The sequence below is a fragment of the Halovibrio sp. HP20-59 genome (genome assembly GCF_033052795.2).
Taxonomy (GTDB): Bacteria; Pseudomonadota; Gammaproteobacteria; order Pseudomonadales; family Halomonadaceae; genus Vreelandella.
The window spans coordinates 252,516-265,387 of sequence record NZ_JAWJUW020000001.1 but is presented as its reverse complement, the minus strand read 5'-3'; the positions used below and the strand labels follow the sequence as shown (position 1 = coordinate 265,387).

Annotated in this window: 12 protein-coding genes; 8 read left to right on the top strand and 4 right to left on the bottom strand. The window is 56.2% G+C overall.

The genetic code is table 11. The features are described 5' to 3' along the window. Nucleotides 1-285: 285 nt before the first annotated feature. Nucleotides 286-1,299 (top strand): isocitrate dehydrogenase, encoded by a 1,014-nt coding sequence (locus RZA33_RS01300; RefSeq protein WP_317506036.1) that lies wholly within the window; start codon nucleotides 286-288, stop codon nucleotides 1,297-1,299. 14 nt (nucleotides 1,300-1,313) lie between these two features. Here the strand turns inward: RZA33_RS01300 and RZA33_RS01295 are convergent, their stop codons facing one another. Beyond that, nucleotides 1,314-3,479, bottom strand: a complete 2,166-nt coding sequence (locus tag RZA33_RS01295) for a heavy metal translocating P-type ATPase (RefSeq protein ID WP_317506035.1) — start codon at nucleotides 3,477-3,479, stop codon at nucleotides 1,314-1,316. A gap of 68 nt (nucleotides 3,480-3,547) precedes the next feature. On the opposite strand from RZA33_RS01295, the gene RZA33_RS01290 reads away from it, so the two are divergent. Beyond that, complete coding sequence (locus RZA33_RS01290) at nucleotides 3,548-4,027, top strand: helix-turn-helix domain-containing protein (protein WP_317506034.1); 480 nt, start codon at nucleotides 3,548-3,550, stop codon at nucleotides 4,025-4,027. Between the two features lie 33 nt (nucleotides 4,028-4,060). On the opposite strand, the gene RZA33_RS01285 is transcribed toward RZA33_RS01290, so the two are convergent. The 3 genes from RZA33_RS01285 to RZA33_RS01275 form a co-directional block, all read right to left on the bottom strand. Then, a complete protein-coding gene (locus RZA33_RS01285; RefSeq protein WP_317506033.1) occupies nucleotides 4,061-4,837 on the bottom strand; it encodes a ZIP family metal transporter in 777 nt (258 codons plus the stop codon). 38 nt (nucleotides 4,838-4,875) lie between these two features. Then, nucleotides 4,876-5,463: a TetR/AcrR family transcriptional regulator gene (locus tag RZA33_RS01280; RefSeq protein ID WP_317506032.1), complete on the bottom strand. Its 588-nt coding sequence runs from the start codon at nucleotides 5,461-5,463 to the stop codon at nucleotides 4,876-4,878. Nucleotides 5,464-5,561: 98 nt separating this feature from the next. Further along, nucleotides 5,562-6,533, bottom strand: a complete 972-nt coding sequence (locus RZA33_RS01275; protein WP_317506031.1) for a sulfurtransferase — start codon at nucleotides 6,531-6,533, stop codon at nucleotides 5,562-5,564. Nucleotides 6,534-6,786: 253 nt separating this feature from the next. Here RZA33_RS01275 and RZA33_RS01270 point away from each other — a divergent pair, with 253 nt between their 5' ends. The 6 genes from RZA33_RS01270 to RZA33_RS01245 all read left to right on the top strand — a co-directional run bounded on the left by RZA33_RS01270 (nucleotide 6,787) and on the right by RZA33_RS01245 (nucleotide 12,833). Then, nucleotides 6,787-9,078, top strand: a complete 2,292-nt coding sequence (locus tag RZA33_RS01270) for a PqqD family peptide modification chaperone (protein WP_317506030.1) — start codon at nucleotides 6,787-6,789, stop codon at nucleotides 9,076-9,078. A gap of 57 nt (nucleotides 9,079-9,135) precedes the next feature. Further along, the gene (locus RZA33_RS01265) at nucleotides 9,136-9,393 is read left to right on the top strand and encodes a hypothetical protein (RefSeq protein WP_317506029.1); all 258 of its coding nucleotides are present in this window, start codon (nucleotides 9,136-9,138) and stop codon (nucleotides 9,391-9,393) included. Between the two features lie 131 nt (nucleotides 9,394-9,524). Further along, a complete protein-coding gene (locus RZA33_RS01260) occupies nucleotides 9,525-10,028 on the top strand; it encodes a hypothetical protein (protein ID WP_322976185.1) in 504 nt (167 codons plus the stop codon). Nucleotides 10,029-10,056: 28 nt separating this feature from the next. After that, nucleotides 10,057-10,569, top strand: a complete 513-nt coding sequence (locus RZA33_RS01255) for a DUF302 domain-containing protein (protein ID WP_202606199.1) — start codon at nucleotides 10,057-10,059, stop codon at nucleotides 10,567-10,569. Nucleotides 10,570-10,738: 169 nt separating this feature from the next. Then, nucleotides 10,739-12,181, top strand: a complete 1,443-nt coding sequence (locus RZA33_RS01250; protein WP_317506027.1) for a dihydrolipoyl dehydrogenase — start codon at nucleotides 10,739-10,741, stop codon at nucleotides 12,179-12,181. A 130-nt stretch (nucleotides 12,182-12,311) separates the two neighbouring features. Further along, nucleotides 12,312-12,833 carry a peroxiredoxin-like family protein gene (locus RZA33_RS01245; RefSeq protein WP_317506026.1) on the top strand — a complete coding sequence of 174 codons (522 nt, stop codon included), beginning with the start codon at nucleotides 12,312-12,314 and terminating at the stop codon, nucleotides 12,831-12,833. Nucleotides 12,834-12,872 lie beyond the last annotated feature (39 nt).

The following is a 12,872-nucleotide window of genomic DNA, read 5'->3' as shown; positions in this document are numbered from 1 at the left end:
ATATAGTCATTGGTAGAGATTCTTTTACAGAACGCTAGGTGCGACAAAGTGCCGTATCCTAGCAATAATCCTGCTGCATTGCACCTAACGTCTAACTTCAAAGGCTAGACGCCACCCCTGAGGTTTAACTGCTACGTTAGGCTGGGTGACCTTGCCCCCACTTCTGGCGTACTATTACCCGCAAATAACCACCTATTCTAGTTCTAATGATCATGTTGAAGCGGCACTTAGATAGGCGCCAACCCAGCCTGACGCTAATCTGACGATTAAAAAGAGGAGCAGCACATGAGCCAATCTATTGCAGTCATCAAGGGCGACGGTATCGGCCCAGAAATTATGGAGGCCACGCTTCGTGTACTCGACGCCTTAGATTGCGGCTTAACCTACCAGCACATCGATGCTGGCTTAGGCGCCCTTGAAAAGCATGGCACGCTGATTCCTCAAGAGTCGTTGGATGCCATCGAGAAATACGGCATCGCTCTGAAAGGCCCACTGACCACGCCGATTGGCAAAGGATTCTCCTCGATTAACGTACAGCTGCGTCGTCACTTTGACCTTTATGCCAACGTGCGCCCGGCGATTAGTTTCCCCGGCACACGTTCGCGCTACGACGACATTGATATGATCACGGTGCGAGAAAACACCGAAGGCGCGTACCTTTCCGACGGTCAGGAGATGATCGACGACGGTGAGACCGGCATTTCGGTGATCAAAGTAACCCGCAAAGGCTCTGAGCGCATTGTGCGCTACGCTTTTGAGCTGGCCAAAAACAACGGTCGCAAAAAAGTCACCGCGGTACACAAAGCCAACATTATCAAAACCAGCTCTGGGCTGTTCTTGGACGTGGCACGCGAAATAGCCAAAGAGTACCCCGAGATCGAATTCCAAGAAATGATCGTCGATAACGCCTGCATGCAGCTGGTAATGAACCCGCATCAATTTGATGTGGTGGTCACCACCAACCTGTTTGGCGATATCCTCTCTGACCTTTGCGCTGGCTTAGTGGGCGGTTTGGGCTTGGCCCCAGGGGCAAACATCGGTGAAAAAGCGGCGATCTTTGAAGCCGTCCACGGCTCAGCGCCGGATATCGAAGGCAAAAACATCGCTAACCCCTGCGCGCTCCTGCTAGCCGCGGCACAAATGCTTGACCACCTCGGCATGGCAGAGAAAGGCACCGCCATCCGCCAGGGCATTCGTACCGTGCTGGAAACTCGCCAGGATATGGTCACCCCCGATATGGGTGGCACGGGTACCACTGAATCATTTGGCCAGGCGCTGGTTGAGTACGTACAGGGTTAAAATCATTTACGCGGTTAAAAACGGTAGCGCAATAAACGCATGGCATTGAGGGTGACCAACACGGTCGCCCCGGTGTCAGCCATCACCGCCACCCACATGCCCGTAATACCCAGCACCGTAGAGATTAAAAATAGCGCCTTAAAGCCCAGCGCTAACGCCACGTTGGTTTTGACGTTACGCATGGTGGCCTGGGAAAGCATAATCATCTCGGCTATCCCGCCTACCCGATTTTTAAGCAGCGCGGCGTCGGCGGTTTCCAATGCCACATCCGTGCCACTGCCCATCGCAATGCCAACCTCTGCCGCCGCAAGCGCCGGGGCATCGTTAATACCATCGCCCACTTTGCCTACCGGCCCAAGCCCTTGCGCCTGCCACTCGCGCACGCGTTGCGCCTTATCTTCAGGCATTAGCTGGCCTTCTGATTCAATGCCAAGCTGCTCACCGATAGCGGCCACCGTACGGGCATTGTCACCGCTGAGCATCACGGCCTGAACCCCTAGCCGTTTTAACGCTTGCAGGCCCTGGCGCGCATCTTCGCGGGGTACATCACGAACGGCAATCAGCCCTAAGGGGCGCTGGTTTTCGACCAGCACGGCGAGGCTTTTCCCCTCATTTTCCAGCGCGGCAATTCGTGCCTCCCAACGGCTGGACTGATGAGCAAAACGTTGCAGATAGCGCGGACTTACCAGCATTAAATCGCGCCCTGCCACCTGTCCGGCAACGCCCTGCCCTGCCAACGCATGCGCGGCTTGCACGGTCGGTATCGCCACCCCCTGCTGTTGGGCATGCTCGCTAATCGCCACAGCGAGGGGATGACTCGACCCCTGTTCTAAAGCGGCGGCTAAACGCAAGACCTCGCTAGCATCAGCGCTGTCGTGGTGGCTCTCCACATCCGTTACCGTGGGTTTTCCCGCGGTCAGTGTACCGGTTTTATCCAGCGCGACCCGTTTGAGCTTACCTAGCTGCTCTAATACCGCGCCGCCTTTTATCAGCAAACCGTGCCGAGCGCCTACGGATAAACCGGCGGCAATGGCCGCTGGCGTTGAAATCACCAGGGCACAGGGGCAGGCAATAAGAAGCAGTGCTAGCGCACGGTAGATGGATTCAGACCATAGCATCGTCGATACCAGTGGCGGCGCAATAGCAACCAGCAGAGCCACCCCTACCACGGCAGGCATATAGTAAAACGCAAAGCGGTCGATAAAACGCGCCACAGGGGCTTTCGCTGCCTGGGCCTCTTCCACTAGCTTAATCACCCTAGCGATGGTGTTGTTTTCAGCGCTTTTGGTGACCTCGACCTCTAACACACCGTCCAGATTAATAGTGCCAGCAAATACGCCCTCGCCTTCGCCGCGCTCACTCGGTACCGATTCACCATTGACTGGCGATTCATCGATTGAGGAGTGACCGGCAATAATTTGCCCGTCACAGGGCAACCGGTCGCCGGGGCGAACCTGCACCCGTTGCCCCGGCACCAGAGACGCGGCAGCGACTTCCTGGGCTACCCCTTGCTCCAGCAACCAAGCGGTGGAAGGTGTCAGCTTTGAAAGCGCCGAAATACTGCGGCGCGCCTGAGCGGCAGCGACCCCTTCTAGCAGCTCCCCCACCGCAAATAGAAACACCACCACCGCGGCTTCAGCGGCGGCATTGATCGCCAGCGCCCCTAGCGCGGCGATGCTCATTAGCATTTCGATGGTAAAGGGGTTGCCCATCTTCAGCGCCTGCCCTGCACGCTGGATAATCGGCACAAGGCCAACCACCGTCGCGGCGACAAACGGCCAAGTACCCAGGCTAGGCCAGGCAAATTTAAGCGCCCAAGCAAGCGCCAGCAGTACCCCACTGACAAGCACTAAACGCCCTTTAGGCGTTTTCCACCAAGGGGTATGTTTTGTCGCTTCAGCCGTGCCCGCCGACTCATCAATCACCTGGTAACCCAACGCAGTGATGGTCGACTCAATCTCGGAATGGGGAAGCGTTTGCCCAGGCGGCGCGGTCAACCGCACCGAGCCGTTGACAGAACTCGCAGAGACTTCTTCGACATGGTTTAGGCGCTTCAGCGCCGCTTCGACTTTACGCTCGCAGCCGCCACAATCCATGCCCTGCACTCGCAGGGTGGTGGGCGTGATCGTCGCTTGCGGGGGCTTGTCTTGTGTGGTTTTAACAGTTGTCGTATGACTCATCGCATGAAGCTCCCAGTTCAACTATCTTAAAGGCAGCGTAATACCTATAGCGACTAGAGGTTCAAGTAATGAAAAAACTCTCCCCAGCGCTCTCCACCACTGAGCACTATATTGGCATTGGTGAACTGGCACGTGAGTCCGGCTGTAAACCGGAAACGGTGCGTTATTACGAGCGCATTGGTCTACTGCCTTCAGCACCGCGCAACGAGGGCAATCAGCGTCGCTATACGGCGTCGGCTATTCGTCGATTAACGTTTATTCGTCATGCCCGGGATTTTGGCTTTTCGGTTGAGGCGGTACGGGAGCTTTTAAAAATGGCGGATTATCCCGCTATGCCCTGCGAAGAGGTCGATACCTTGGCAAAACATCACCTGGCCGAGGTAGAAGCACGGATTGCGAGGCTAACCGCAGTGCGCGATGAGCTGCAGCGCATGATCAATCAGTGCGCGGGAGGCAATATTGGTCAGTGCCATATTATCGACGTGCTGAGCGATCATCGCCTGTGTGAGCACCCAGGCCCCCACGGCGGCGCTGATGTGCTGCGTTAAACGCAGTTAAATATAGTTAAAAGCAAGAGCTGCTTACCCCAGCCACACATCAAGAAACAGCATAATCACCAGCCCCATCGCCAAACCAAAGGTGGCTTTTTTCTGGTGCCCACAGCGGTGCGTTTCGGGAATGATTTCGTGGCTGATGACATACAGCATGGCACCGGCGGCGAACGCCAGGCCCCAAGGCAGCAGTATTTGGGAAACGCTGACAATACTGGCGCCAAAGAGTCCGCCAACGGGCTCAATGAGGCCGGTTAGCGCAGCAATTGACCAGGAGCGCCACTTTGAGTAGCCCTCACCCATTAAGGCGACCGCCACAGCGAGCCCTTCTGGCATGTTCTGTAGGCCGATACCAATCGCCAGGGGCATACCGTCCTCTAACCCATTGGCCCCAAAGCCGACGCCCACCGCCATGCCTTCCGGCAGGTTGTGGATAGTAATCGCAAACACAAATAGCCACACCCGGCGTAGCGATGCGGCCTCCGGCCCTTCGCGGCCCTGGGCAAAATGCTCATGTGGGAGGTATTCGTTTAACAGCGCAATCGCGCCCATCCCCAGCAAAATAGCAGTACAAACAATAGCGGCGGGAACAGGACCACCGTCGTAATAAATTTCCGCCGCCTCTAGCGCCGGAATAATCAGCGAAAAGAACGATGCTGCCAACATCACGCCTGCGGCAAAGCCAAGCGCTAAGTCTCGGAAGCCACGATCAGGGGTTTTACCCAACAGTACCGGAAGTGCACCAACGGCGGTCAACGACCCCGCCACAAGGCTACCCAAAAAACCTAATAACAACGTATTTTCCATTATTGCGCCTAAAACACCCTGATGAATGTACCCTGGACTCAGCGCAATCCACGCAAAATATTGTTAATCAATTGTTCGGCTTGACACTGGCTAGCGCCACTTTTTAGCAGCATGCGTAACCCCGACACCGAAAGCGTTAAGAAATAGGCTGAACTTTGTACATCACGCTCTGGGGAAATACTACCCTCTTGCTGCGCCTGCTCAATGACCGTGACAAAAAACTGGGTAATCGCCCGAACGCTCTGAACCGCAGCATCCGACACGGCAGAACCGCTATTGCCAAGCTCGGTGGCCGAATTAAAAATCAGGCAGCCCAAAGCCGCCTGCTCGCTCTCGGCCTGCTGAGCCATGTGTTGAAGTAAGTGTTCAATAAACTGCCAAGCACTGGCCTCCTGAGCAAGTGTCGCATTCAAAGACACCAGCAGTTCTTCGCGGTAACGCGCCAGCGCCCGTAGGAAAAGGGCTTCTTTGTTGCCATACGCCTGGTACAAACTACTGCGTGACAGCTGCATCGCCTCCAACAAATCACGCATGGATGTATGGTGGTAACCTGAACGCCAAAAAGCGTTAACGGCGGCTTCCAGCGCCGTCTCTGGGGAATGCTGTAGAGGTCTACCGAGACTCATTACGAAATTCCAAAAGTCACCATATTACGAGATAGAATTCACCTACGCAAAGCATCCACAGTGTGGATGCTTCACATGAGAACAGTCGTTTTGCTGAATTAGTTCAGCAGTTCTCTCACCTGCTTGATGCCTTCGCGGGCAAGCTGCACCGGGCGGGAATCGCTGACGGTCCAGGCGGCCATCGAGCCATCGTACATGGCGATGTTGTCGAATTCGGCGACTTCGCTAAGCACAAACCAGTCGGTAGCAGCCCAGTGACCGGTGTTGCAGAAGGCAATCGTGCGCTCGCTGCTATCCAGCTCCACGGCATTGATGCGCGACTGCAGCCCATCGACGTCCAGATAGTAAGCGCCGTTCTGGTCGTTCAGGTGCGACTGGTGGGGCAGGCTCCGCGCGCCCGGAATCGTACCGGCCACCCGTGCCGCGGGTGATTGGTTATCACCGGCGAAATAGTCGGCGGGCCGGGCGTCGACCAGCTGCGCCTGGCTTTCACGGGCAGCTTCCACGTCCTCGGTTGACGCAATCAGCTCCTTGCGAAGCGTGGCATCGAACTCGGCGGCATCATAAGGCTCAGGCTCGCCGCTTGCCACGTCGAAGCCCTGCTGCTCCCAGCCCGCAAAGCCGCCGTTGAGAATGGCAACCTCGTCGTGGCCGAGGACTTTAAGCGTCCAATATACCCGCGCCGCACTGCCGAAGTCGGTGGCGCCGGTACCGGCGGGCACAATCACCACCGCGCTGTCGTTATCGATACCCAGGTCGCCAATCAGCGCTTCAAGATCGCTCACTTCGGGCATCAATCCCGCTACGCTGTCGCGGGTTTCGCGCCAACCGTCATCGGTGTAGCTTGAATAACGGCTGCCCGGAATGCGGGCTTCGGCAAAGCTTTCGGCATCGCCGCCATCGTCGATGGACGAGCGCACGTCCACTACCACAAGTTCCTCTTGATCCAGATGTTCGTTTAGCCACTGGGCATCCACCAGCGGCGTCATTTCAAGTGGCGTTTCTTCAAGTGCCAGTGCCTGGGCGGAAAAACCCAGAGCCCCGATCAGGCCCAATAATAAGCGGGACATAAAACCTCCATTGCGGTCGCGAGCAAAGCTCATCAATCTGAATAAAACAGGAAAAAGAACGATTGGTACATTAATATGATAGTCGGCGATATTAAACCATTATTAAAGTGCTTTTTTGGCATAACCGTATAGATAAACGTCCCCGTGGTCGTGGCACCGGTGCAAGGCTTGCTTTTGGCGATTGCTGAAAATCATGTGTAAGCAATCGCGCTGATCGACCACTCACTGGTAATGACCCGACAAGGAGCCCGGTATGAGCGCGCACACTACTCCCCCACCACGCTTTTGGCTGAGCGGCAAACGCCATGCCGAGCAGGATGTTTTTTTCCGCCAAACGCTGGAAGCCAAAGGCTGGCAGCAAGGCGACGAAGCGCAGTGGCAGGCGGCCTGGGTTACCGGCATGCCGCCCAGGGCGGCATTCAAGGCGACGTCTCCCAGTCGGGTGATGAACCACATTCCCGGCAACGCCGCGCTCACGGTCAAAAGCCGCCTGCATGCAGGGTTGAGGGCACTGCGCGAACGCACCCGGCGCCACTTTGGGGAGGCGCATCCCAATACGGCGCGGCTGAATTTCTTCCCCCGCGCCTATGAAATGCCCCACGACTACCTGTCGCTGGTCGAAGACGCCGCCACGCATCCCGAAAAGCGCTGGATTTTAAAGCCGACCAACGCCTCCAAGGGCCAAGGGGTTCAGGTGCTGCGCGACCCGACCACCGCGCCGCTGGCGCCCAACTGGCTGGTGCAGGAGTACGTTGCCAACCCGCACACCATCCGCGGCCACAAATACGTGCTACGCCTTTATATGCTGATTGCCAGCATTGACCCGCTACGCGTGTATCTCTATGACCAAGGCTTTGCCAAGCTGGCCTCGGCGCCGTGGAGCCCGGATGACATCGACAACCCCTTTAGCCAGTTGACCAACCCCGACATCAACGCGCTCAACCTGGACGCCGAGATTCCGGTGGAGTTTATCGACTTTGACCGCTATCGCCACTGGCTTCGCGAGCAGGGCCACGACGACCAGGCGCTGTTTAGCCAACTGCAGGATCTGGCCACGCTGACCGCGCTCTCCGGGGTCGAGGCGATGCGCGCCCGCTCCCGGGAAGACGGCGCCGACCCGCGGGGCTGCTACGAGCTGATCGGCCTGGACTGCCTGGTCGACGACCAGCTCAAGCCATGGATTCTGGAGTGCAACCTAAGCCCTTCGCTGGGCACCTGCGCCAAGCCCGAGCACGGCGGCGTAGTCGAAGAGGCCGTCAAAACCGGCCTGGTGCAGGACATGATCGCCCTGACCGGGCTTGATCAGCCACCCCGGGAAGCGACGACCTTCGATGCCGCTGCACTGGCGGCAGAGCGTGAACGAGCCGGTGGCTTTGTACCGCTCTACCCGACCCAGGACGGCCATCGCTACCTGCCCTTTGTAGGGCTACCCAGCCTTGCCGATTACCGTTTGGCGGCCGAGTTCGCCCCGCTGAGCCTGTCTTTCCACGGCCAGGACATCAGCGAGCTGATCGACGGCGAGCGGCTGGCGCTTTACCACCACCCCAGCGGGCGCTACTTCCAGCTTAACGACAGCGCGGCGCTGATCTGGCTACTGGTCAGCGAAGGCGCGCCGATTGAGACAGTGCTCGAGCAGCTCCAGGCAGCAAGCGGCGGGCAGGTCGATGCCGACACCCTTGCCAGCGATCTGTGGGCGACGCTCTCGCTATGGTGGCAGCATGGCCTGCTGGCGCCTGGGGATCGCGACACCGCCGCGCCCGACACGGCGTCTCCCGCTCGCGAGCATTCCGCTACCTGGCGCAGTACGCTGTTTTTTGATCAGCGCCGCTGGTCGATCAGCGCGCCACAGGGCCCCGTGGCAACACGCATTGCCGAGACACTGGCGCCGCTGCTGGACGCCGACGGCAACGCCCCCGACACGTCGCTGCATGTACTGGAAAGCGCCAACGGTTACTGCCTGACCAACGACAGCCGGGTGATTCGCTCGCGCCTGCATCTCGACGACATCGTCCCTGCCATCACTCAGCACTGCTTGTCCCACGCCGCCAGTGACGGGCAACTGGTACTTGATGTCGTCCTGCTGAGTCGGCCGGAGGGGCATATCGTCTGCGTTGTGCCCCACCAGGCGCCTGCCCAGGCGATGGAAACGCTGAAGGCGGTGGGGGCACAGAACGGCCTTGCCCTGACGCGCGGGGCACGCCTCTCGCTGGCCGCACCGGACACCCTGGAACCGCTTAATGTACCGCTTGAGGGTGCCGGGTTCCTGTTTCAGGAGCGCGGCCCTTGCGTTGGGCTTTTATGGCTTGATGCCACCCCGAGCGACAGCCCGAAGGCGCCGTCGTCACTCGCGTTACTTGGCGCCCTGCTCCCTGCGGCCCTGGAAACAGCAGAACACCAACAAGGGTTAAGCCCTAACGCCTTGACCGCGCTGCAGCATATAACCCAGGGCGCGCATTGTGCGCGGCTGGCCAGCACGCAGGTCGAGGCCGTTACCCAGTGGCTTGACCAAACACCGCTTTTACCCTCTTCCCACGCCGTGGTATAGCGGCAGGAAGGCGCGCCATCTGGCGCATTTGCTTGTGACACTATAAGGAGAAACATCATGCCTCAACACGAAGCTAAACGTCGTTTACTGAGCCGCCTTAGCCGTCAGTTCGGCTATACCGCGCCCGCCCTTGCGCTGATAGCGGGTGGTTTGGCCTTCCAGGCCCAGGCCGATGAGCCCACTGAAGGGTTCACCTCGATGCAGGAAGCGCCCATGATGCTGGCCGAAGGTGGCGCTGAAGGCGAAGAAGAGATGGAAGGCGAAGGCGAAGGAGAGGGAGAAGCAGAAGGTGAAGGCGGTGCCGAAGCCGGTTAACGATTTGCTGCACGCTTAATCCGCTGTGTTGTGCTGAGCTGGTGATATCGCCAGCTCAGCGTATAAGGAGCTTCGTTATGCCCGTTACCTCATTGTCAGCCGTTGAATCATGTACCACGAGTAAGGAGCTGGTGGATGAAAACATCTATCCACTTAATCAACTCAATGATTTACTCCTACTAATGCCTTACAAGTTATATCAAAAGCTGTTTGATACCCAGTCAGTGGGTAAGCATGTACGCCATGTACTAGAGCATTATCAAACGCTACTGGCAGGCCTCAAAGAAAGCGTACAAAAAAATAATATCGATTATGAACAGCGTGATCGCCAGACAGCGCTAGAAGAAGATCCCAGCGTAGCGGCACAAACCGTTGATAAGCTTCGGGCTGAACTACAAGCGCTGGCGCACCAGCCTGTCGATATACCCATAATGGTTAACTACTCAGTCGACCCATCGGGTAATAACCTCACATTGCCTTCCAGTCTAGGTCGTGAGCTGGCGTTTCTAATGAGTCATACCGTACACCACATGGCGCTTATCCGGCTGTTATGCGAATCAATGAACATGACCTTATCAAGCGATTTTGGTGTACATCCCTCCACGCAGCGCTTTTGGCAAAAAAACATACATTAAGTCGTTCTTTTATCAGGAAGAGCTAGCAATGAACCAATTTATCAAACAATCCCGCTATTACCTTGCAGTGCTGATGGTGGCAGGAGGCAGTGGATCGTTTATCACCCAAGCATCCGCTAATCAGCCGATTGATTGGCCAGAAGAGGGATGGACAGTCATTGCTTCAGAGAAAAACTACGCGACGCTGCTCGATGATCTACACCAAGCTGTTTCAGACGCTGGGATGGTGGTTGTTACGGAAGCTGGTCCAACCGAGGCCGCTGCACAGCGCGGTGAAATCATTCCAGGCAATCGAGTCGTCGGGGTATTTCGTAACGACTTTGCGGTAGACATTATCCGTGAAAGCGTACCGGCAATGATTGAAGCGCCACTGCGGTTCTACGTAACTGAAGATTCAGCCGACAGCGCGACACTGGCGTGGAAAGTACCTAGCCATGTTTTTGCTCCTTATATCAACCAGAACACGCCTAAATTAGACGATACCGCTCAGGCATTAGATGCCTTATTTCAACAAATAGGCGATAGCGCTGTGTCACCTTAATGTAGCAGCGCATATCCCCTTTAACAGTCGGTGTGGCTCGCTTGGTTGATGTGGTCTCCCTCGATTTTAGTCAGCGTAAAATAATTTAACGTTGGCGTTTCAACTTATCCAGACGTTCTACCGTTAAATAGATAACACCAATCGAATGGTTATATTTGGAGACGATGAGATGACTACAAGAGAAGTAGATGTTGCGATTATAGGGGCCGGTACAGCGGGTCTCGCTGCCTATAACGCTGCGCGCAAGCATACCGATAATCTGGTGCTAATCGAAGGCAGCCACTACGGGACAACGTGCGCCCGGGTAGGCTGCATGCCCAGCAAGCTGCTGATCGCAGCGGCGGAAAGTGCCCATGCTGCAACAAAAACAGGACTGTTTGGTATCCAAGTAGGGGATATCGTGGTTAATGGCGAGAAAGTCCTTAAACGCGTGCGCAAGGAGAGGAATAAATTTGTCGGGTCGGTACTGGCATCAGTCGACGCTATCCCCTCCGCCCACAAGCTGGTAGGTAATGCCCGCTTCGTGGCCCCGGGCAGGCTGGCGGTCGGCGAAGAACTTGAAATTAAGGCGGATCGAATCGTGATTGCCACCGGGTCGAGCCCTACTATTCCCGATATGTTTCAGGGGTTGGGCAAACGGCTGCTGGTGAATGACAGCCTGTTCGAATTGCCTAATCTGCCTGAGTCGGTGGCGGTGTTTGGAACCGGCGTAGTCGGCTTGGAATTGGGCCAGGCGCTGAGTCGCCTGGGTGTTCGCGTGCGCATGTTTGGTCGAAGTGGTTCTCTTGGCGGCATAGCTGACCAGGAAATACGCGATTATGCCGAACAATGTTTTAACGAGGAGTTCTATCTGGACACTCGCTCAGATGTGACCGATGTTTCATCGGTTGAAGGTGGTGTTTCCATTAGCTTTGTTGATCGCGACAAGGGCGCGCTGACGGAGCTATTTGATTATATCCTGGTGGCGACAGGTCGTTCACCCAACCTTGAGGCACTGGCTCTTCACAACAGCGGTCTAGTTCTGGATGACAACGGCGTCCCACTAAACGAGCCATCGACCCTCCAGTGCGGCAACAGCCCGGTTTTCTTGGTAGGTGATGCTAACCAACAGGCACCCGTTCTTCACGAAGCGGCTCATGAAGGCCGAATCGCCGGGGACAATGCGGGCCGTTACCCAAGCGTGATCCCTGCTGAAAGGAAGGTGCCCTTTTCCGTAGTCTTCTGCAACCCGCAGATAACCAGCGTAGGACTCTCTGTTGGCCGCATGTCGGCAGCCGAACGTGAGAACTATGTTGCGGGCAAAAGCGCGTTTGAAGATCAGGGACGAAGCAAGGTGTTAGGAAAAAACCAGGGAATCTTAAAAGTGTATGCGGAGCGCAATGGCGGTTTGTTCGTGGGCGCCGAGATGTTTGGCCCCGCCGCTGAACATATTGGCCACCTTTTGGCCTGGGCCGCTCAGCAACGCATGACCGTTTCCACTATGCTGGCGATGCCGTTCTACCACCCGGTCATTGAGGAAGGGGTGCGTACGGCGCTTAGAGACTTGCACGCAAAAATGATAAAGGCCAACACCGACATCGATCCCTGCTTGGATTGCGGGCCAGGTACTTAATCTTTCGACGTGTAGCAACGTATCGACTATACATACTGTACGTGAAGCGGAATCTTCCACACATTGAGATTTCCACTCAATATCACTTTCACAAACAATCTGTTAGGGGCCGCACGTTACAAGGAGTTACATGATGTCAGTACACGCTAAAATTGACGCAACCTTTCCGGCTATTGCTTTAAAGACCGTTACTGGTGAGACGGTGACGCTAGGACAGCCACCGCAGGGCCAATGGCAAATGCTGGTTATGTACCGGGGTCTTCACTGCCCCATCTGCAAAAAATACCTCGGCCAGATCAATGATATGAAAGCCGACTTCGATAATAGGAATGTGCAGATCGTTGCGGTCTCCACCGACCCTGAGGAAAAAGCCAAAAAATTTGCCGACGAAGTAGGCTTAAATTTCGACGTCGCGTACGACCTTGGTATCGATCAGGCGCGCGACTTAGGCCTATATATCTCTACCCCCTTGGATAGTTCAGAGACCGATCAACCTTTTGCCGAACCGGGGCTGTTTTTCATTCGCCCGGATGGCGGACTGCATTTCGCGGAAATCTCTAGCGCGCCTTTCTGCCGTCCCAATTTGGAAATGATCAAGATGGGTATTGCGACTATCCAGGACAAGGATTACCCACCTCGCGGCATCGGCTAAAACTTTTTAATTAGGCGTTACCGTCGCGATGCAAACCAT